17 protein-coding genes and 1 pseudogene are annotated in these 20004 nt (G+C 73.2%); 15 read left to right on the plus strand and 3 right to left on the minus strand.

Annotated features, from left to right (window positions below; translation table 11 throughout):
* The first annotated feature begins 40 nt into the window (after window positions 1-40).
* A complete protein-coding gene (clpB, locus tag ACIHAA_RS23255) occupies window positions 41-2638 on the plus strand; it encodes an ATP-dependent chaperone ClpB (RefSeq protein ID WP_399820144.1) in 2598 nt (865 codons plus the stop codon).
* A 183-nt stretch (window positions 2639-2821) separates the two neighbouring features.
* Entirely contained in the window at window positions 2822-3346 is a 525-nt protein-coding gene (locus tag ACIHAA_RS23260; protein WP_399820146.1) for a YbjN domain-containing protein, read from the plus strand.
* A gap of 13 nt (window positions 3347-3359) precedes the next feature.
* Here ACIHAA_RS23260 and ACIHAA_RS23265 read toward each other — a convergent pair whose 3' ends face one another.
* Together ACIHAA_RS23265 and ACIHAA_RS23270 are read right to left on the minus strand one after the other, a co-directional pair.
* Window positions 3360-4562: a hypothetical protein gene (locus ACIHAA_RS23265; RefSeq protein WP_399820148.1), complete on the minus strand. Its 1203-nt coding sequence runs from the start codon at window positions 4560-4562 to the stop codon at window positions 3360-3362.
* Between the two features lie 127 nt (window positions 4563-4689).
* Window positions 4690-5889 carry a pyridoxal phosphate-dependent aminotransferase gene (locus ACIHAA_RS23270; protein ID WP_399820150.1) on the minus strand — a complete coding sequence of 400 codons (1200 nt, stop codon included), beginning with the start codon at window positions 5887-5889 and terminating at the stop codon, window positions 4690-4692.
* Window positions 5890-6020: 131 nt separating this feature from the next.
* Between ACIHAA_RS23270 and ACIHAA_RS23275 the strand changes: the two genes are divergently transcribed.
* From ACIHAA_RS23275 to ACIHAA_RS23310, 8 genes and pseudogenes are all read left to right on the plus strand, one after another.
* Complete coding sequence (locus ACIHAA_RS23275; RefSeq protein ID WP_399820152.1) at window positions 6021-6329, plus strand: hypothetical protein; 309 nt, start codon at window positions 6021-6023, stop codon at window positions 6327-6329.
* Window positions 6330-7147: 818 nt separating this feature from the next.
* A pseudogene (locus ACIHAA_RS23280) lies at window positions 7148-7663 on the plus strand (DUF2617 family protein); the annotation flags it as partial.
* Window positions 7664-7788: 125 nt separating this feature from the next.
* Entirely contained in the window at window positions 7789-9426 is a 1638-nt protein-coding gene (locus ACIHAA_RS23285) for a polyamine aminopropyltransferase (RefSeq protein WP_399820153.1), read from the plus strand.
* Between the two features lie 124 nt (window positions 9427-9550).
* A complete protein-coding gene (locus ACIHAA_RS23290) occupies window positions 9551-10423 on the plus strand; it encodes an SRPBCC family protein (protein WP_399820155.1) in 873 nt (290 codons plus the stop codon).
* A gap of 98 nt (window positions 10424-10521) precedes the next feature.
* Window positions 10522-11310: an aldose 1-epimerase gene (locus tag ACIHAA_RS23295; protein WP_399820157.1), complete on the plus strand. Its 789-nt coding sequence runs from the start codon at window positions 10522-10524 to the stop codon at window positions 11308-11310.
* 10 nt (window positions 11311-11320) lie between these two features.
* A complete protein-coding gene (gene pyrE, locus ACIHAA_RS23300; protein WP_399820158.1) occupies window positions 11321-11869 on the plus strand; it encodes an orotate phosphoribosyltransferase in 549 nt (182 codons plus the stop codon).
* A 139-nt stretch (window positions 11870-12008) separates the two neighbouring features.
* On the plus strand, window positions 12009-13040 hold the full coding sequence (gene fbaA, locus ACIHAA_RS23305; protein WP_399820160.1) for a class II fructose-bisphosphate aldolase: 1032 nt from the start codon (window positions 12009-12011) through the stop codon (window positions 13038-13040).
* Window positions 13041-13155: 115 nt separating this feature from the next.
* Entirely contained in the window at window positions 13156-14658 is a 1503-nt protein-coding gene (locus ACIHAA_RS23310) for an MFS transporter (protein ID WP_399820162.1), read from the plus strand.
* 185 nt (window positions 14659-14843) lie between these two features.
* On the opposite strand, the gene ACIHAA_RS23315 is transcribed toward ACIHAA_RS23310, so the two are convergent.
* Window positions 14844-15263 carry a DUF3151 domain-containing protein gene (locus tag ACIHAA_RS23315; RefSeq protein WP_399820164.1) on the minus strand — a complete coding sequence of 140 codons (420 nt, stop codon included), beginning with the start codon at window positions 15261-15263 and terminating at the stop codon, window positions 14844-14846.
* A gap of 199 nt (window positions 15264-15462) precedes the next feature.
* Between ACIHAA_RS23315 and ACIHAA_RS23320 the strand changes: the two genes are divergently transcribed.
* From ACIHAA_RS23320 to kynU, 5 genes are all read left to right on the plus strand, one after another.
* A complete protein-coding gene (locus ACIHAA_RS23320; RefSeq protein WP_399820165.1) occupies window positions 15463-16386 on the plus strand; it encodes an ABC transporter ATP-binding protein in 924 nt (307 codons plus the stop codon).
* Window positions 16373-17209, plus strand: a complete 837-nt coding sequence (locus ACIHAA_RS23325; protein ID WP_399820167.1) for a hypothetical protein — start codon at window positions 16373-16375, stop codon at window positions 17207-17209. Before ACIHAA_RS23320 ends, ACIHAA_RS23325 begins: the two co-directional genes overlap by 14 nt.
* Window positions 17210-17311: 102 nt before the next feature.
* Window positions 17312-17626, plus strand: a complete 315-nt coding sequence (locus tag ACIHAA_RS23330; RefSeq protein WP_399820169.1) for a hypothetical protein — start codon at window positions 17312-17314, stop codon at window positions 17624-17626.
* A 290-nt stretch (window positions 17627-17916) separates the two neighbouring features.
* Window positions 17917-18768 carry a tryptophan 2,3-dioxygenase family protein gene (locus tag ACIHAA_RS23335; RefSeq protein ID WP_399820171.1) on the plus strand — a complete coding sequence of 284 codons (852 nt, stop codon included), beginning with the start codon at window positions 17917-17919 and terminating at the stop codon, window positions 18766-18768.
* Window positions 18761-19954, plus strand: coding sequence for a kynureninase (kynU, locus tag ACIHAA_RS23340; RefSeq protein ID WP_399820173.1), 1194 nt, complete (start codon window positions 18761-18763; stop codon window positions 19952-19954). Before ACIHAA_RS23335 ends, kynU begins: the two co-directional genes overlap by 8 nt.
* The last annotated feature ends 50 nt before the right edge of the window (window positions 19955-20004 follow it).

The following is a 20004-nucleotide window of genomic DNA, read 5'->3' on the forward strand; positions in this document are numbered from 1 at the left end:
ACAGCTGAGCGCGGCCGAACGCAAGGAGGAGATCGGGAACGTGGACGCCGAGCTGACCAACAGGAGCCGGGACGCGATCAACGCGGCGAGCAGCCGGGCCGTGGCGGACGGCCACCCGGACCTGACCCCTGCCCATCTGCTCCTCGCACTGCTGGAGGGGCAGGACAACGAGAACATCGTCGATCTGCTGGCCGCCGTGGACGCCGACCAGGCCTCCGTGCGGGCCGACGCCGAGCGCGTGCTCGGCGCCCTGCCCAGCGTGACCGGGTCGACCGTCGCACCGCCCCAGCCCAACCGCGAGCTGCTGGCCGTGATCGCCGACGCGACCAAGCGCGCCAAGGACCTCGGTGACGACTACCTCTCCACCGAGCACCTGCTCATCGGCCTCGCCGCCAAGGGCGGCGCCGCCGGAGAGGTACTGTCCCGCCAGGGCGCGACCGCCAAGAAGCTGTTCGAAGCGTTCCAGAAGACCAGGGGAGGACGCCGGGTGACGACCCCGGACCCGGAGGGCCAGTACAAGGCCCTCGAGAAGTTCGGCACCGACTTCACCGCCGCCGCGCGTGACGGCAAGCTGGACCCGGTCATCGGCCGGGACCAGGAGATCCGCCGCGTGGTGCAGGTGCTGTCCCGCCGTACCAAGAACAACCCGGTGCTCATCGGGGAGCCCGGCGTCGGCAAGACCGCCGTCGTGGAGGGGCTCGCCCAGCGGATCGTGAAGGGCGACGTGCCCGAGTCCCTCAAGGACAAGCGGCTGGTCGCGCTGGACCTCGGCGCGATGGTCGCGGGCGCCAAGTACCGCGGCGAGTTCGAGGAGCGCCTGAAGACCGTCCTCGCGGAGATCAAGGACTCCGAGGGCCAGATCATCACCTTCATCGACGAGCTGCACACCGTGGTGGGCGCCGGAGCGGGCGGGGACTCCGCCATGGACGCCGGCAACATGCTCAAGCCGATGCTGGCGCGCGGCGAGCTGCGCATGGTCGGCGCCACCACCCTCGACGAGTACCGCGAGCGGATCGAGAAGGACCCCGCGCTGGAGCGCCGCTTCCAGCAGGTGCTGGTCGCCGAGCCCACCGTCGAGGACACCATCGCGATCCTGCGCGGCCTCAAGGGGCGCTACGAGGCCCACCACAAGGTGCAGATCGCGGACAGCGCGCTGGTCGCCGCGGCCACCCTCTCCGACCGCTACATCACCTCCCGCTTCCTGCCCGACAAGGCCATCGACCTGGTCGACGAGTCCGCTTCCCGGCTGCGCATGGAGATCGACTCCTCCCCGGTGGAGATCGACGAGCTCCAGCGCACCGTGGACCGGCTGCGCATGGAGGAGCTGGCGCTCGCCAGGGAGACCGACCAGGCCTCCAAGGAGCGGCTGGAGAAGCTGCGCCGCGACCTCGCCGACAAGGAGGAGGAGCTGCGTGGCCTGACCGCCCGCTGGGAGAAGGAGAAGCAGTCCCTCAACCGCGTAGGCGAGCTGAAGGAGAAGCTCGACGAGCTGCGCGGCCAGGCCGAGCGGGCCCAGCGCGACGGCGACTTCGACACCGCCTCCAAGCTGCTCTACGGGCAGATCCCGGCCCTGGAGAAGGAGCTGGAGGCCGCCTCGCAGGCCGAGGAGGAGGCCGCCACGGACACCATGGTCAAGGAGGAGGTCGGCCCCGACGACATCGCGGACGTCGTCGCCTCCTGGACCGGGATCCCCGCCGGACGGCTCCTGGAGGGCGAGACCCAGAAGCTGCTGCGCATGGAGGAGGAGCTGGGCCGCCGGCTCATCGGCCAGAGCGAGGCCGTACGGGCCGTCTCCGACGCGGTGCGCCGCAGCCGGGCCGGAATCGCCGACCCGGACCGCCCCACCGGATCCTTCCTCTTCCTCGGTCCGACCGGTGTCGGCAAGACCGAACTGGCCAAGGCGCTCGCCGACTTCCTCTTCGACGACGAGCGGGCGATGGTCCGCATCGACATGTCGGAGTACAGCGAGAAGCACAGCGTCGCCCGGCTGGTCGGCGCCCCGCCCGGCTATGTCGGCTACGAGGAGGGCGGCCAGCTCACCGAGGCGGTGCGCCGCCGCCCGTACAGCGTGGTGCTCCTCGACGAGGTGGAGAAGGCGCACCCGGAGGTCTTCGACATCCTGCTCCAGGTGCTGGACGACGGCCGTCTGACGGACGGCCAGGGCCGCACGGTGGACTTCCGCAATGTGATCCTGGTGCTGACCTCCAACCTGGGCAGCCAGTTCCTGGTCGACCCGGCCTCCACCGAGGAGGAGAAGAAGCAGCGGGTTCTCGAGGTGGTGCGGGCCTCCTTCAAGCCGGAGTTCCTCAACCGGCTCGACGACCTGGTGGTCTTCTCGGCGCTGAACAAGGACGAACTGAGCCGGATCGCCCGGCTCCAGATCGACCGCCTGGCCAAGCGCCTTGCCGACCGGCGCCTCACCCTGGAGATCACGCCCGAGGCCCTGGCCTGGCTCGCGGAGGAGGGCAACGACCCGGCCTACGGCGCCCGCCCGCTGCGCCGCCTGGTCCAGACCGCCATCGGGGACCGCCTGGCCCGGGAAATCCTGTCCGGCGAGGTCAAGGACGGCGACACGGTCCGGGTGGACACCTTCGGCGACGGACTCCTCGTGGGCCCGGCGACCGGAAAGACCCTCTGACCGGGCACTCCCGTGTCCCGTGGCCCGTTCCCTTCCCGGGGACGGGCCACGGGCGCGCCGCCCCCGGCAGGGGCCGTGACGGGCCGGATCGCGCCGACCGGCCGCTGACACGCTCCGCCGGGGTTGCCACCCCCCTCCCCGGATGAGGGAGGATGGCGGAATCCGTACGAAGGGAAGAACACGGTGAGCATCGACCCGTCCTCGATTCCGAATTTCGGGGGCCAGCCCGAGCCGCAGCCGCCGGCGGGCCCCGTCATTCCGGATCAGGACCTCGTGAAGCAGCTCCTGGACCAGATGGAGCTCAAGCACCTCGTTGACGAAGAGGGAGACCTCGTCGCACCGTGGGAGCAGTTCCGTACGTACTTCATGTTCCGCGGCGAGGCCGAGCAGGCCGTCTTCTCCGTGCGCACGTTCTACGACCGTCCCCACCAGATCGGCGAGAAGCCGCAGCTGCTGGAGTCCATCGACGACTGGAACCGGCGCACTCTGTGGCCCAAGGTCTACACGCACACGCACGACGACGGCACCGTCCGCCTCATCGGTGAGGCCCAGATGCTGATCGGCACCGGCGTGAGCCTGGACCACTTCGTCTCGTCGGCCGTGAGCTGGGTGCGCGCCGCCATCGAGTTCGACCGGTGGCTCGTCGAGCAGCTCGGCCTCACGGAGGACGTCGACGGCGCGGAGAAGCCCGAGGACGACGAGGAGTGACTCCGGTCGGCCGCTAGAGGGGCGACCGGGCCAGTACCACCAGATACGCCCCATAGACGAGAGAGAGCCCGGCCAGGGCACTCGCCACCACGGTGGCGTGCCACGGCCGGGCTCTCGCCGTCCGCACCAGCGCCCGGGCCACCACGATCAGCAGCGGGAACGCGGGCAGCAGAAAGCGCGGCTTGGACTCGAAGAAGCCGGAGCCGCCGAGCGCGATCACCAGCAGCACCCCGCTGTAGACGACGAGCGGCAGCGGTGCGCGGTCCGCGATCAGCAGCGCGAAGAGCACACTGCTCACCCCGAGGATCACCAGCGCCATCGGGAACAGCAGCCGGGTGCCGTGCAGCGCCATGTGCCCGGTGAAGCGCAGCGAGCCCTGCCCGAAGTCGAAGCGGGACCCCCACAGCCGCTGTACGGCGAAGTAGCCGCCGAGCGTGTCCCCCCTGCGGTGACCGGCCCACAGCACATAGCCGCTCCAGCCCAGGGGCGCGAGCGCCGCGCCCGTCCACAGCCTGTGGGTAACTCCGCGGCCGCGCGCCCGCCACACCGCGTGCGCCGCCGACGCGAGGACCGCCACCGCCACCGAGCAGCCATTGGGCCGGGACAGCCCGGCGAGCGCCGCCAGCGTCCCCGCCCATACCCAGCGCCGGGTCAGGACCGCGTACAGCGACCAGGCGGCGCACGCCGTCAGCAGGGGCTCGGTGTAGGCCATCGACAGCACCACCGAGTGCGGCAGCAGGCCCCAGAGCCCGACCAGGGCGGTGGCCACGGAGGGGCCGTACAGCCGGACGCCGATCCGGTAGATCCCGTACGCGGCGACCACGGCGGCCGTCCAGGACACCAGCAGCGCCGCCGCCACGCCGTCGAGCGGAGTGAGCGCGGTGACCGCGCGGACCAGCCCCGGGTAGAGCGGGAAGAACGCCAGGTCGACATGGACGCCGCTGTGGTTGCGCAGCACCAGGCCGTAGCCGTGCGCGGCGATCCCCAGGTACCAGACGGAGTCCCAGGACCGGCCGAGCAGCAGCAGGGGGTGCTTGCCCGCGGACCGGGCGAAGAGGGCCAGCACCAGGCCGCCGCACAGCCGGGCGACGAGGAACAGCGTGAGGGCCGCGGCGGCGGTCGTCGGCAGCCGCGGGCCCCTGCGCGCCGGGGGGACGGGGGCACTGCTTCTCGTGGCCCGGCTGGCGGGGGCCGGAATGGTCCTGACGTCGGTCACACCGGAACCATGCGTCCAACACACCCCATTTGCGAAGCTTGCACGCCGTGGGGGCACGAATTCCCGCATACGGAAGGGAGCGCGCGCCCGGTCCCCGCACGCGCCGGTGCCCCAGTGCGCCGCCGCCTCAGTCGATCGGTGCCTTGAGCCGCCGGACGGCCTCCTCCAGGACGTCGGCGCGCTTGCAGAAGGCGAAGCGGACGAACGGGGATCCGGCGTCCCGGTGGTCGTAGAAGACCGCGTTCGGGATGGCGACGACACCCGCGCGCTCGGGCAGGGCGCGGCAGAAGGCGAAGCCGTCGCTCTCGCCGAGCGGGCGGATGTCGGTGGTGACGAAGTAGGTGCCGGCCGGCCGGAACACCCCGAAGCCCGCCTCCGCGAGCCCGTTCGCGAGCAGGTCCCGCTTGGCGCGCAGATCCGCCCGCAGCTCCTCCAGGTACGTCCCGGGCAGCGCGAGCGCCTCGGCGACGGCGTACTGGAACGGCCCCGAGGCCACATACGTCAGGAACTGCTTGGCCGAGCGCACCGCCGCGACCAGCTTCGGCGCCGCCGTCACCCAGCCGACCTTCCAGCCGGTGAAGGAGTACGTCTTGCCCGCCGAGGAGATGGTGACGGTCCGCTCGCGCATGCCCGGGAAGGTCGCGAGCGGCACATGCTCGGCATCGTCGAACACCAGGTGCTCGTACACCTCGTCGGTGACGACAAGGAGATCCCGCTCCACGGCCAGCTCCGCGACGGCGGCCAGCTCCTCGCGGGTGAGCACGGTGCCGGTCGGGTTGTGCGGGGTGTTGATCAGCAGCAGCCGGGTGCGGTCGGTGACGGCGTCGCGCAGCTCGTCCAGGTCGAGCCGGAAGCGCGCGCTCCCGTCCTGCTGCGGCCGCAGGGTGACCGGCACCCGCCGGCCGCCCGCCATGGCGATGCAGGCAGCGTAGGAGTCGTAGTACGGCTCCAGCGCGACCACCTCGTCGCCGGGTTCCAGCAGCGCCAGCAGGGTCGCGGCGATGGCCTCGGTCGCGCCCGCGGTGACCAGCACCTCGGTGTCGGGGTCGAACGTGAGGCCGTAGTGCCGCTGCTGGTGTTCGGCGACGGCGGTGCGCAGCTCGGGGACGCCGGGGCCCGGCGGGTACTGGTTGCCGCGGCCGTCGCGCAGCGCCCGCACCGCTGCTTCGCGGACCTGCTCCGGGCCGTCGGTGTCGGGGAAGCCCTGGCCGAGGTTGATGGATCCGGTGCTCTGGGCGAGGGCCGACATCTCGGCGAAGATCGTCGTCCCGAACTCGCCGAGCCGGCGGTTGAGGAAGGGGCGCGCGCTGGAGGTCATGGCCGCCATCCTGCGCCGAAGCTCTGGAGTTCCTCAACTCTGCTTTGGGCCGGGAGGCGCGAGGGCATCCCCCGAGCACCCGGGAACACGGAGGGGCCCGCAGGGGGCCGCCCGGGGAGACACGGAAGGGGGACGGGGCCATGGCTTTCGGCGTCGTTGCAGTGGTCGTCATCGCGGTGCTGGTCGGGAAACTGATGACGAGCGGCCGCAGGTGCAGGGGCAAGGCGGAGCCGCGCTGGCGCGGGTACTCGGGGGGCGACAGCGGCGGGGGCAGCTGGTGGGCCGGTTCCGACGGCGGCTCCTCCTCGGGCGGCCACCACGGCGGCCACCACTCGGGCGGCCACCACTCGGGCGGCCACCACTCGGGCGGCCACCACTCGTGCGGCGGCGGCCACTCGTGCGGGGGCGGGCACTCGTGCGGCGGGGGCGGGTGCGGGGGGAGCAACTGACCCGGGGAGTTGGGGGGGCCTGCGATGGCGGGCGCTGAAGGACGTTGACGGGCGTTGACGGGGGGGGCGCGGTACGGGGGAGTCGGTCGGGGACCGACGGTGGCGGAGGGCGGCTGGGAGGGGGAGCCGTCCTCCGTCGGCGTGTTCGGGGGCGTGCGGGCGGCGCGTGCAGGTGGGGCGTGCGGGCGGCGCGTGCAGGTGGGGCGTGCGGGCGGCGCGTGCAGGCGGGGCGTGCGGGCGGCCCGTGCAGACGGGCGAGGCAGATGCGCGGTGCAGGGGCCGGTGCCGTTCCGTAGGGCGTTCGCGGGTTCTCGGCGGGGCCGTTCGCACGGCGTCGGCACGGCAACCGGGGCAGCGGCCGCACGGCGTCCGTACGGCGTTCGCGGGGCGTGTCGAGGGGCGGGAGTGGCCCGGAGTGACGTCAGAGGGGAGTCACTCGAACGGGTAAGCGCTTGGAGGTGCGGGTTCCGTATCGGATGCGCCTGCGCGCCCGGTCGGGAGCCGTGGAGGCGCATATGTCGGTCGCGCCCATGCCCCTGGCGTACGCCGTAGTTGAACAGTTGCGCTGTGGAGCCCTCTGGGGGATGGAAACCGGGCGGTCTTGGGTAAAAACGCTGTGGCGGCGGCGCAGTTCATGATTCCCTCTCAACCACCGAAGCAGCCCGCGGACGCCTCTCGGACACCTGTCCCGCAAGCGTCTCCCCCACCGGGCCCACCGGACGTACCACCCGACTGGCCGGGCCGGCCCCGCCCCCCGGCGCCATGACCGGGGTGCGCCGGACCCCACTCCTCACTTTGCGTGCTAGCGGAGCCGACCCATGCTCACGACCCTGAACACCTCCTACACCGACACGCGTGCGGCCGATCTCGCCTGGACCCTGGGCCGGGAGCCGCTGCCCGCCCTCGCCATACTCGACCTCGAACTGTCGGGCACACGACTCCAGTTGAGACTTCTCGGCGCGTCCCACCAGGTGCTCGTCGAGGAGGAGAGAGGCACCTGCTCGGAGACCGTGGCGTGCATCGCGGGCTCCAGCGCCCCCCTGCCGCTGGGCGTCGCCAAGCGGGTCGGCGACTGGGAGTACGAGTTCGCGGCGCGGGTCGAGGTGCTGCCGCCCCGCTCCTTCGCGGGCCGCGCCCAGGAGTTGCTGGCCCTGGTCTCCGACCATCCCCACGGCCTGGCCGGTGTCTTCCCCGGCAGCCCGCACGCCTTCACCGCGATGCTGGCCCGGCACCACGAGGGCCAGGTCCACTGGCGCACCTGGCACGCCTACCCGCAGGACGGCCAGTTGGTGGCGACCCGGACCCGGGTCGGGGTGAAGACCCCCGCGGCGCGGACCGAAGGCGGCCGCTCCCGGCTCAGCGTCTCCGGCTTACAAGGGGGGAAAGGTCCAATGGGAGGCCCCAGTTCCACACGTGTGGGTGACAAAGCCCGCCGCCCCCCTGACGTAGCGTTCCCAGCGTGATCGAACCGCACGCGCCCGCACCACCCGGCGTGCCGCGCCCCTGGGGCGAGGGCGGGCAGGCTCCGGCGCGGCTGCCCGTACGCCCCGGCACGGGTCGGTTCCTCGTGCTCGCCGGTGTCTTCGTCTGCGCGGCCTGCGGACTCGTGTACGAACTCGAACTCGTCGCTCTGGCCTCGTACTTGATCGGCGACTCCGTCACCCAGGCCTCCGTCGTGCTCTCCGTGATGGTCTTCGCGATGGGCATCGGCTCGCTCGCCGCGAAGCGCCTCCGCTTCCGGGCCGCCGCCGGTTTCGGCATGGTCGAGGCGGCGCTCGCACTCGTCGGCGGCTCCAGCGCCATGGCCCTGTACGCGGCCTTCGCCTGGACCGGTGGCTGGGGCGGCATCTGGTCCGGCGGCCCGCGCTGCCTGCTGGTCGGCTTCTCGCTCGCGATCGGCCTGCTCATCGGCGCCGAAGTGCCCCTGCTGATGGAGCTGATCCAGCGCATCCGCCGCCAGGACGCGGGCGGCGCGGTCGCGGACCTGTTCGCCGCGGACTACGTGGGCGCGCTGGTCGGCGGCCTCGCCTTCCCCTTCCTGCTGCTCCCGCAGCTCGGCCAGCTCACCGGCGCCCTGCTCACCGGCGCGGTCAACGCGGTCGCGGGCGGCGCCCTGGTCCTCGGGCTGTTCCGGAGGGACCTGAGCCGCCGCGGCCGCTGGCTGCTGCTGGCCGCCAATGTGCTGGTGCTGGTGCTGCTCGGCACGGCGGCCGCCCTGGTCGGCGACTTCGAACGGGCCGCGCGCCAGGCGTTGTACGGGGGGCACGTCCGGGCCGCGGTGCGCAGCGGTGTCCAGGAGGCGGTGCTCACCGGTGGCACCCCGGGCCGCCCCCTGGTCCTCTTCCTCGACGGCCGGCTGCGCGTGGACGGCGGCGACGAGCGCCTCTACCACCGGGCGCTCGTGGGGCCCGCGATGAGCGGCGGCCCGCACGCGCGGGTACTCGTCCTCGGCGGCGGCGACGGCCTCGCGGTGCGCGAGGTGCTCGGCCGCCCGGGGGTGCGGCGGGTGGACGTGGTCGAACCGGACCCGGCGGTGACCGGCCTGGCCCGCCACGACCGCGCCCTGTCCGCGCTGAACGGCCACGCCCTCGCGGACCCCCGGGTCCGGGTGTGGACGGCGGACCCGTTCTGCTGGCTCCGGCACGACCGGGAGACCTATGACGTGGTGATCGCGGACCTTCCGGACCCGGCGGTCGCGGCGAACACCAAGCTGTACTCACAGGAGTTCTACGGTCTGGCCCGCCGCGCCCTGGCCCCGGGCGGCCGCCTGGCGGTGCACGCGGGCCCGGTGGACTCCAGTCCGTATGTCTTCTGGACGGTCGAGGCGACGATGCGGGCCGCGGGCCTGCGCACGGTCCCGTACCGCGTCGCGGCGGGCCCCGGCGGCCCCGCGGGCGGCCCGCCGGGCCCCTCCCGGGCGCCGCGCGACTGGGGCTTTGTGCTCGCCGCCCTGACCCGCCCGGACCTGGATCCGCGCGGGCCGGTCGTTCCGGCGCTGGACCCGGCCGCGCTGCGGGCCGACGCGCTGGCCGCGGCGCGCACTCGCATGCCCGACCTGCCGCCGTCGACCCTGCTGCACCCGAGATACACCCCCTGAGCCCCTCAGCGACTCGGCCCCTGAGTCGCTGAGTCGCTGAGTCGCTGAGTCGCTGAGTCCCTCAGCCCTGGAGTTTCGGGATGTTCGGGTGCGGTTCGGCCCATGCTGGGTAGGCTCGGCAGACATGGAGCATGAGGTGTTCGTTCCGGTTCCTGCCGATCGGCTCGGCCGCGCGTTGGCGGATCCCGCACAAGTGGCCCGAGCGATCCACGGGCTTCAGCAGGACGCCGGTACGGCCCCGGTGGCCGGCCGTCTGAAGATACGGGCCGCCGGGCACACCATCACCTACCGCGGCGTCCTGCGGATCACGGAGCGGGACGACGGTTCGTACGCGGTGGAGGGCGAGGCCACGGAGGTCCGCGGATCCGGCGCGGTGAAGCTCTCCCTGTCCGTACGCCTGCGCCCCGCCGACGGCGGCACCGCGGTTGCGTACACCGGAACGGCGACGGGGGACGGCCGAATCGCGGAACTCCCGGCGGACGCGGTGGCGTCGGCGGGGGCACGGCTGCTCACCAGATGCGTGGAGAACCTGGCACGGAACGCGTCGGAGGGAGAGGGGACGACGGCGGACGGCGAGGACACGGCGGACGGCGACTCCACGGGTGGGGCGTCGGCGCCTGCGGAGACCGCGCCCGCGGAGCCCCCGGCCCCGGCGCAGCCCGCCTCCCCTTCCCCATCCCCTGCCCCTTCCCCCTCTCCCGCCGACTCCGTCTTCGGTACCGAGGTCCCCCCGTCCTCCCTCGACCCCTTCGCGGACGACGAGGACGGGTTCGAGGGCGACGACGAACCTCCGGCCGAAGCGGCGCACGCCCGGCGCACGATGATCGGCCGCAGCGCCGAGGAGGTCGACCACGCACCCCCGCGCGGCCGCTACGCGCCCGTCCCGGCCCCGGAGGCCGCCTCGGCGGGTGCCACCCTCCGCTGGGCCGCCCCGGCGGCGGCCCTGCTGGTGACCTCGGCGATCGTGGCGGGCCGCCTGCTGCGCCGCCGCCGCTGACCGGCGACGGGCACGCCCTCCCCGCCGGGGCCGCGGGCCCCGGACCGGCTGCACCGCGGACGCCACGCCCTCTCGAACGGGGAAGTAGGGTCGCCCTCGTGAGTAACGAAGAGATCACGTTGGCCGCGGGAGACGCGGAAGTGGTGCTGGCACCGGCGCACGGCGGGCGGGTGCGGAGCCTGCGCGTCGGCGGCGCGGAGCTGCTGCGGCAGGGCGAGCGCTACGGCTGCTTCCCCATGGTCCCCTGGTGCGGACGTATCCGGGACGGCAGATTCCGCGACGGCGGCACGGTCCACCAGATGCCCCTGAACGCCCCGCCGCACGCCATCCACGGCACCGCCCGCGACGGCGCCTGGCGGGTGGCCCGCGCCGGGCGGACCGAGGCCGTCCTCACCTACGACCTGGTCGACCCCTGGCCCTACCCGGGCCGGGTCACCCAGCTCGCCTCGCTCACCGACGACTCGCTCACGCTGACCATGTCGGTGGAGACCTACGACTCCTCGTTCCCGGCCCAGATCGGCTGGCACCCCTGGTTCAACCGCAGCCTCGGTGGCGAGGACGTCACCCTGGACTTCTCCCCGGCCTGGCAGGAGGAGCGCGGCGAGGACCACCTGCCCACCGGCCGCCGCATCGACCCGAAGCCCGGCCCCTGGGACGACTGCTTCGGCATGCCCGGCGGCATCGACGCCACCCTCACCTGGCCGGGACAGCTTCAGCTGAGGGTCACCAGCCGCGAGGAGTGGGCCGTGGTCTACGACGAGCAGCGGGAGGCGGTGTGCGTGGAGCCGCAGACCGGGCCGCCCGACGGCCTCAACACCCGGCCGCGCCTGGTCACCCCCATCGAACCGCTGGAGGCCACGACGACCTGGACCTGGCGCCGCCCTTAAGCTGGCTGCCATGAGTGACGTGCGTGGCGAGCTGTTGCAGCAGATCAAGGACAAGGCCGTGGTGCACGGCAAGGTGACCCTGTCGTCGGGCAAGGAGGCCGACTACTACGTCGACCTGCGCCGTATCACCCTCGACGGGGTGGCCGCCCCCCTGGTCGGACAGGTGATGCTGGACCTGGCCGCCGACCTGGACTTCGAGGCGGTCGGCGGCCTCACCCTGGGCGCCGACCCGGTGGCCACCGCGATGCTGCACGCCTCCGCCGCGCGCGGGCGGACGCTCGACGCGTTCGTGGTGCGCAAGGCGGGCAAGGCGCACGGGCTCCAGCGGCGTATCGAGGGCACCGAGGTCGCGGGGCGGCGGGTGCTGGCCGTCGAGGACACCTCCACCACCGGCGGCTCGGTGCTCACCGCCGTGGAGGCGCTGCGGGAGGCCGGTGCCGAGGTCGTCGCGGTCGCCACGATCGTGGACCGGGCGACGGGCGCGGCCGAGGCGGTGGCCGAAAAGGCGGGGGTTCCGTACCTGTTCGCGTACTCCAAGGAAGACCTGGGTCTGGACTGACGGGGGCGTTTTCCACAGGCTGGACAGGGTGTCCGACGCATCCGGCCCCGTCTGCAAAGATGGGGCCGACGATGACGTCACTCCCTAGGTCAGGGCCGTCAGCACGCAGAACGCAACCCGCACAACAAGGAGCGGACAGATGCCCATCGCAACCCCCGAGGTCTACAACGAGATGCTCGACCGGGCGAAGGCAGGCAAGTTCGCCTACCCGGCCATCAATGTGACGTCCTCCCAGACGCTCCAGGCGGCCCTGCGTGGTTTCGCGGAGGCGGAGAGCGACGGCATCGTCCAGATCTCGACGGGTGGTGCCGAGTTCCTGGGCGGCCAGTACAAGAAGGACATGGTCACCGGTGCCGTGGCCCTGGCCGAGTTCGCGCACATCGTTGCCGAGAAGTACCCGGTCAACATCGCGCTGCACACCGACCACTGCCCGAAGGACAAGCTGGACGGGTATGTGCGCCCGCTGCTGGCGCTGTCCGAGGAGCGCGTCAAGGCCGGCCGGAACCCGCTGTTCCAGTCGCACATGTGGGACGGCTCGGCGGAGACCCTCGCCGACAACCTGAAGATCGCCCAGGAGCTGCTGGAGCGCGCCCGCGCCGCGAAGATCATCCTCGAGGTGGAGATCACCCCGACCGGCGGCGAGGAGGACGGCGTCTCCCACGAGATCAACGACTCCCTCTACACCACGGTCGACGACGCGATCCGCACGGCGGAGGCGCTCGGCCTCGGCGACAAGGGCCGCTACCTGCTGGCCGCCTCCTTCGGCAATGTGCACGGCGTCTACAAGCCGGGCAACGTCGTGCTCCGCCCCGAGCTGCTGAAGGAGCTGAACGAGGGCGTCGCCGCCAAGTACGGCCGCCCCGCCGGAAGCCAGCCCTTCGACTTCGTCTTCCATGGCGGCTCCGGCTCCAGCGAGCAGGAGATCCTGACGGCGCTGGAGAACGGCGTGGTCAAGATGAACATCGACACCGACACCCAGTACGCCTTCACGCGTCCGGTCGCCGACCACATGTTCAAGAACTACGACGGCGTCCTGAAGGTCGACGGCGAGGTCGGCTCCAAGAAGACCTACGACCCGCGCACCTGGGGCAAGGTCGCCGAGACGTCGATGGCGGCGCGTGTCACGGAGGCCTGCGGCCACCTGCGCTCCACCGGCAACAAGATCAAGTAACCGGCGGTGCGCACCGGTTGCCGCCGGTGCGCCCTGCGCGGTTCTCCGACGGGCCCGGGACACCGGGCCCGTCGGCCGTCTGGCCCTGGCGCGACCGACGCGGGATGATCCCCTCATGGCCCTCAGCGCACCGCAGGCCCCCGCCGTCCGGGTGGGCACCCCCCAGGGCAGATGGGTCCTGCTGACCACCGTGCTCGGCTCCAGCATGGCCCTGCTGGACTCCACGGTCGTCAATGTCGCCCTGCCTCGCATCGGCCGCGACTTCGGCGCCGGACTCGCCGCGCTCCAGTGGACGGTCAACGCGTATCTCGTCACGCTGGCCGGCCTGATCCTGCTCGGCGGCGCCCTCGGGGACCGCTTCGGCCGCCGCAAGATCTTCGTCATCGGGGTGGTGTGGTTCGCGAGCGCCTCGCTGCTGTGCGGCCTCGCCCCCGCCCCGGGCATCCTCATCGCCGCCCGCGCCCTCCAGGGCATCGGCGGCGCCCTGCTCACCCCGGGCTCGCTCGCGCTGATCCAGGCCTCCTTCCACCCCGACGACCGGGCGCGGGCAGTCGGCCTGTGGTCCGGCGCCGGTGGAATCGGCGCCGCCGTCGGCCCGTTCGTCGGCGGCTGGCTGGTGGACGGCCCGGGCTGGCGCTGGGTCTTCCTGCTCAATGTCCCGCTGGCGCTGCTCTGCGCGCCGATCGCCCTGCGGCACGTACCCGAGTCCACCGACGAGGGCGGCCACGAGCGCTTCGACGTCCTCGGCGCGGTGCTCGGCGCGCTGGCCCTCGCCCTGGTGACCTATGCCCTCATCGAGGCTCCCACCGGCTCCCCGGCCGTGCCCGTCACGGGCGCCGCGGGCGTGCTCGCGGGCATCGCCTTCGGATATGTCGAGAAGCACCGGCCCGACCCGATGGTGCCGCCCGGGATCTTCGCCTCCCGCCAGTTCACGGCGGTCAACCTGGTGACCCTCTGCGTCTACGCGGCCTTCGGCGGCTTCTTCTTCCTCACCGCCCTCCAGCTCCAGGTGGTCGCGGGCTACTCGCCGCTGCGCGCGGGCACGGCACTGCTGCCCACCACCGTCCTGATGCTGCTGTTCTCCGCCCGCTCCGGAGCCCTGGCCGAGCGCATCGGACCGCGGATCCCGCTCACCGCCGGACCGCTGCTGTGCGCGGCGGGCATGCTGCTGATGCTGCGCGTGGGCAAGGACGCCTCGTATCTGGCGGACGTGCTGCCCGCGGTGCTGGTGATGGGGGCGGGCATGGTCACCCTGGTCGCCCCGCTGACCGCGACCGTGCTGGCCTCGGTGGACACCGCGCGGGCGGGCCTGGCCAGCGGCATCAACAACGCGGCGGCCCGCGCGGCCGGACTGTTCGCCGTGGCCGCGCTCCCGCTGCTGACCGGGATGGGCCCCGACGCCTACCGCTCCGCCGACGCCTTCGACGCCGCCTTCCGCCGGGCGATGCCGCTGTGCGCGGCCGTCCTCGCGGCGGGCGCGGTCCTCGCCTTCGCGACCGTACGCCGCCCGGCCAAGGGCTGTCACCACCCCGAATGCCGCACCCACGGCTGTGTGACCACCCCGCCCCTGGAACCGCCCCCGGAGACGGACGCGTCCCGGAGCCCGGGAGTGCCGTAGGGTCTTTCGTTCGGATCATGCCGGGCCCGCCACCCGGAGACGGGGGCTCGCCGCGGTCCCACGCGCACCAGTCGCCGGGCATGCCCCGGGAGCGCGCACCAGCCGTCGCGGACGGCCGGAGCGGGGTCGTTCGGGCCGTAGCCGCTGAGTCCCCGCTCCCGCCGTCGTGGGCCGGCCGCCGGAGGCTACCGCTTCAGTGCCGTGTACGCCTCAGCGCTGCTGTCCTGGAGGAACTGCCAGCAGCGCTCCGCCTCCTCCTTCTCGTTGATCTCGTCGGCGGCGCGGGCGAGTGCGGCCAGGCAGCGCAGGAATCCGCGGTTGGCCCGGTGGCTCCAGGGGACGGGGCCGTGTCCCTTCCACCCGGCGCGGCGGAGCTGGTCGAGCCCCCGGTGGTAGCCGGTCCGCGCGTAGGCGTAGGACTCGACCACCCGTCCCGCCTCGAAGGCGTCATCGGCGAGCATCGCCCAGGCGAGCGAGAAGGTGGGGTACTTCGCCGCCACCTCGGCGGGGGCCGAGGACTCCTCGCCGAGCAGGCGGTACGCCTCCTCGTTCTCCGGCAGCTGGGTCGGGTCCGGACCGCCGAGCAGGTTCTTGTGCGTCGTCATGAAAGCAGTCTGCCACTTGCCGCGAAGGTCTTCCGGAGCCCCTCGGAGGCGCCCGGGCCCGGACGGAGCCCGCCGCCCCCAGCACTCGGCCCGTGGTCCGGGCCCCGCGCCCGAACCGGGGCACTCCTGCCCGCCAACCAGGCGTGCATGAAGCCGAGTTGAGCGCCTGACCGCCGAAGGGCGGTGCTAAGTTGAGCCGGTGGCCAAGCTCGAAGTCCTGGGTGTCTCGGCGGGTTACCGGGGGCGGACCGTGCTGCGGGACGTGAATCTCGCCTACGGCGAGGGAGTTCATCTGCTGCTCGGGCCGAACGGGGCCGGCAAGACGACCCTGTTCCGGGTGCTCGCGGGGGTGCTCGCCCCCAGTGAGGGGACCGTCCTGGTGGACGGCGCCGACCCGCACGTATGCGCCGCGGCCAAGTCCTCCATCGGCCTGGCCACGCACCGTTCGGCGCTCGCGCCCCGGCTGACCGTCGTGGACAACCTGCGGTACTGGGCACGGGTCCTCGGACTCCCGCCCGGCCCCGCCGAGGAGCGGATCGCGGACGTTCTGGACCTGCTCGGCCTCACCGGCCTGGCGGACCGCCGCATCGGGAGCCTCAGCCGGGGTCAGACCCAGCGGGCGGGCCTGGCCAAGGCCTTTCTGGGACGGCCGTCGATCCTGCTCCTGGACGAGCCGATGTCGGGCCTCGACCCGGCCACCGCGGACCGGCTCATGACCTGGCTGCGGAGCCTCGCCGACCAGGGGCACACGGTGGTCGTCTCCACCCATGCCCTGGCCGACGCCGACCGCCTCGCCGACGATGTGACGGTGCTGCGGGAGGGGCGCGTCGCGGGCCGGGGCGAACCGGCCGCCCTGCGCGCCGCCCTGCTGGGAAGCGCCTACCGGCTGCGCATCAGGGCCTCCGGAGAGGTGGCGGCGGTACTCGGCCGCCTGGGCCGCCCGTACGAGGAGCAGCAGGGCGCCTTCTGGGTGGAGGTGGCCGACGAGCGGGAGACGGAGGCCCTGGTCGCCGGTCTGGTGGGAGAGGGCATCGGGGTACGGGAAGTGGTACCCGCCCGCAGCCCCCTGGAGGACGTCTACCAGCAGCTCCAGTCGGAAGGCGCGTCCCGTGACGCGGCGTAGCCTCCCCTTCGACGTGGCCCGGGCCCGGATCCTGGCGTCGGCGCTGCTGTGGCGGATGAGACGGGAGCGGTTGCGGAACTTCGCGACCGTGTTCCTGCCGTTCGTGCTGACGGCCGCCTCCGTGGTCGCCCTGCCCCTGCTGTCCGACGACTCGGACATGAACGGAGCCGTCGGCAGCGCCCGGCTCGGCCTGCGGTACGGGGCGCACGGGGACACGGTCGCGGCCGGGCTGCTGCTCGTCCTGATGCCCGGCATCGTCGCCCTGCACGGCACGGTCGGTGCCGGTCTCGCGGTGCGCAACGTGGTCGGCGCGGAGGCCGGGGCGGGCGCGCTGGAGGCGATGCTCGGGGCGCCGTACAACCCGGCGAGCATCGCGGGCGGACTGCTCGGCTGTGTACTGGTGGTCACGACGGGACAGTGGGCGGTGATGAGCGCGCTCGGTGCCCTGGCCCTGGCGGTGTCCAGCGCCCTGCACCACGACGGCCTCGCGCCGGGCGCCGGCTATCTGACGCTCGCCCTGGTGCTGCCGCTGCTGGCCGCCTGGGCGGGCGCCGCCCTCGCCCTGCTGCTCAATCTGCTCGTACCGCGGCTGTCCCAGCCGGGCGCGGGCGCCCTCGCGGGCAACGGCGGCGGTCTGGTCAGCCTGGCCGCGATGCTGCCCGGCTTCGGCGCCCTGCTGGCGCTGTCCATCGCCCTGGACCCGCTGGGCCCCACCCGGCTGCTCTGCTACGCGGGCGGGGTGACGGTACTGATCACGGTGGGAAGTCTGGCCGGGATCGCCAAGGGCTTCCGGCCGGAGTCGGTGCTGTCGTCGTCGGCGTGACACACACGTCGTCGGCGTGGCGCACACAGGGCCGAGCAAGCCCACAATCAGGCAGCAGGCACACAAACCAGGCAGCAAGCACACAACCAGGCAAGGAGTCCGGTGGCAGTCATGGTGAAGGTTCTCGTCGACATCCGTCCGTCGCCGGTGGCGCTGCCCTTCCACCGGGTCTTCACCAGGCCGGTGGTGGAGATCGACGGGGTGGAGCGGACGGTGCGGTGGGGCGTCACGGAGGTGTCCGCCGAGGAGGGGGACCACGAGGTCGCCGTCTTCTTCCGGTACCGGGGCCAGCGCGCGGCGCGGCTCGGGCTGGGCACCGGGCAGCTCACGGTACGGGCGGACGCGGCCGCGCAGCCCCGGGTGACGGCGCGGCTCGGCGCGCGCAACGGCAGCAGCTTCACGGTCGGGACCGCCTGACGCGGCTGCGTGTCAGGTCACCTGACACGGCCGCGCGACCGCGTCTGGCAGCGGGACGCAGCCGCGCGACCGCGGATGCCCCCGCCGCCCCGCTGCTCCGATCGGGTCGCCCCCCGCGTGCCCCCGCCCGCGCCCGCCCCGGTGGCGGAAGAGTGGGCGGGGCCCCCTTGTGACCAGGGGGGCCTTGCGGGGCTCGGGTGTCTCGCGCAGGATGCGAATGGGGACCGGGGCCCCCGTGCCGGCATCGGCAGGGGCGGACCGCTACCCGGAGCACACAACAGGAGACAGCGATGTCCCACCAGGCTTCTCAGCGGCCCGGCGAGACTCAGGAGCCCGAGGCCCCCCATCTCGACTTCCAGGGCACGACGCCGTACGAGGACTACGTCAGGGCGGACGTGCTCACCCATCTCCAGCACACCCTCTCCGACGACCCCGGGGAGATGGTCTTCCTGGTGACGACCCAGGTCATGGAGCTGTGGTTCACCGTGATCGTCCATGAGTGGGAGACCGCGGCGCGCGCTCTGCGCGAGGACCGGGTGCCGGTGGCGGTCGACGCGCTCAAGCGGTCCGTACGGGAGCTGTACGCGCTGAACGAGTCCTGGCGTCCCCTCGGGCAGCTGACGCCCGCGCAGTTCAACTCCTACCGTTCCGCGCTCGGTGAGGGCTCCGGCTTCCAGTCCGCGATGTACCGGCGGATGGAGTTCCTGCTCGGCGAGAAGTCCGCGTCCATGCTGGTCCCGCACCGCGGTGCGCCCCGCGCGCACGCCGAGCTGGAGAAGGCGCTGCACGAGCCGAGCCTCTACGACGAGGTGCTGCGGCTGCTGGCGCGGCGCGGGCACGCGGTCCCGGACGCGGTGCTGAGCCGTGACGTCTCCCTGCGCTACGAGCCCTCGGAGGAGGTGGAGGCGGTGTGGACCGCCCTCTACGCCGGGGACCAGACGGACGAACTCGCCCGGCTGGGCGAGGTGCTGACCGATGTGGCGGAACTGGTGTGGCGCTGGCGCAACGACCATCTGGTCGCCACCCGCCGCGCGATGGGGTCCAAGGTGGGCACCGGCGGCTCCGCCGGGGTGGCCTGGCTGGAGAAGCGGGCGCAGAAGAACGTGTTCCCCGAGCTGTGGACGGCGAGGTCCCATGTCTGAGCAGGCGGAGAAGGCCAGGAAGCTGGACGCGGCCGACGAACTGGCCGCGCTGCGGGCCGAGTTCGTCCTCGACGACGTCGTCTATCTGGACGGCAACTCACTGGGCGCGCTGCCCGCGGCCGTGCCCGGCAAGGTGGCGGACGCCGTCCAGCGGCAGTGGGGTGAGTTGCGGATCCGCTCCTGGGACGAGAGCGGCTGGTGGACCGCCCCGGAGCGGATCGGCGACCGGATCGCCCCGCTGGTGGGGGCGGCGCCCGGGCAGATCGTGGTGGGCGACTCGACCAGCGTCAATGTCTTCAAGGCGCTGGTCGCGGCCGTGCGGATGGCCGCGCGGGACGGCGCCGGGCGGGACGAGATCCTGGTCGACGCCACGACCTTCCCGACGGACGGCTACATCGCCGGTTCGGCGGCGCGGATGACCGGCTGCACCCTGCGCCCGGTGGCCCCGGCCGAGGTGCCGGACGCGCTCGGCGACCGTACGGCGGCGGTGCTGCTGAACCATGTCGACTACCGCACGGGACGGCTGCACGACCTGCCCGGTCTGACGGCCGCCGTGCACGCGGCGGGCGCGGTGTCGGTCTGGGACCTGTGCCACAGCGCGGGCGCCCTGCCCGTCGGCCTGGACGCGCACGGCGTCGACCTGGCGGTGGGCTGCACCTACAAGTATCTGAACGGCGGCCCGGGCGCCCCCGCGTATCTGTATGTGCGGCGGGACGTGCAGGAGCACTTCGACTCCCCGCTGCCGGGCTGGAACTCGCACACCGAGCCCTTCGGCATGCACAGCGCCTACGAACCGGCGGCGGGCGCGGTGCGCGGCCGTGTCGGCACCCCGGACATCCTGTCCATGCTGGCCCTGGAGGCGGCGCTGGAGGTGTGGGACGGGGTGTCGGTGGACGCGGTGCGCGCCAAGTCCCTGGCCCTCACGGACTTCTTCCTGGAGTGCGTGGCGGCCCATGTCCCCGACGGGAGGGTGGAGTCGCTGACGCCGTCGGCCCACGCGGAGCGCGGCAGCCAGATCGCGCTGCGCTGCCCGGACGCGGGCGAGGTGATGAAGCGGCTGATCGCGAGCGGTGTGGTCGGCGACTTCCGGCCGCCGGACGTCCTGCGCTTCGGCTTCACCCCGCTGTACGTGGGCTTCGCGGACGTGGAGCGGGCGGCACGGGTCCTGGCGGAGGTGCTGTCCTGACCCCGGGACGGGGTGCCCTCCCGGCCCCGGCGCGGCCGGTCCGGGCGGGC

Source organism: Streptomyces sp. NPDC052040 (assembly GCF_044548405.1).
GTDB lineage: Bacteria > Actinomycetota > Actinomycetes > Streptomycetales > Streptomycetaceae > Streptomyces.

Bases quoted from the DNA above. Each gene is read 5' to 3' on its own strand.
- ACIHAA_RS23275 (WP_399820152.1), top strand. From the start codon at position 6,021: ATGGCTTTCGGCGTCGTTGCAGTGGTCGTCATCGCGGTGCTGGTCGGG.
- ACIHAA_RS23315 (WP_399820164.1), bottom strand. From the start codon at position 15,263: ATGACGACGCACAAGAACCTGCTCGGCGGTCCGGACCCGACCCAGCTG.
- ACIHAA_RS23335 (WP_399820171.1), top strand. From the start codon at position 17,917: ATGTCCCACCAGGCTTCTCAGCGGCCCGGCGAGACTCAGGAGCCCGAG.
- ACIHAA_RS23290 (WP_399820155.1), top strand. From the start codon at position 9,551: ATGGAGCATGAGGTGTTCGTTCCGGTTCCTGCCGATCGGCTCGGCCGC.
- ACIHAA_RS23270 (WP_399820150.1), bottom strand. From the start codon at position 5,889: ATGGCGGCCATGACCTCCAGCGCGCGCCCCTTCCTCAACCGCCGGCTC.
- kynU (WP_399820173.1), top strand. From the start codon at position 18,761: ATGTCTGAGCAGGCGGAGAAGGCCAGGAAGCTGGACGCGGCCGACGAA.
- ACIHAA_RS23310 (WP_399820162.1), top strand. From the start codon at position 13,156: ATGGCCCTCAGCGCACCGCAGGCCCCCGCCGTCCGGGTGGGCACCCCC.
- fbaA (WP_399820160.1), top strand. From the start codon at position 12,009: ATGCCCATCGCAACCCCCGAGGTCTACAACGAGATGCTCGACCGGGCG.
- pyrE (WP_399820158.1), top strand. From the start codon at position 11,321: ATGAGTGACGTGCGTGGCGAGCTGTTGCAGCAGATCAAGGACAAGGCC.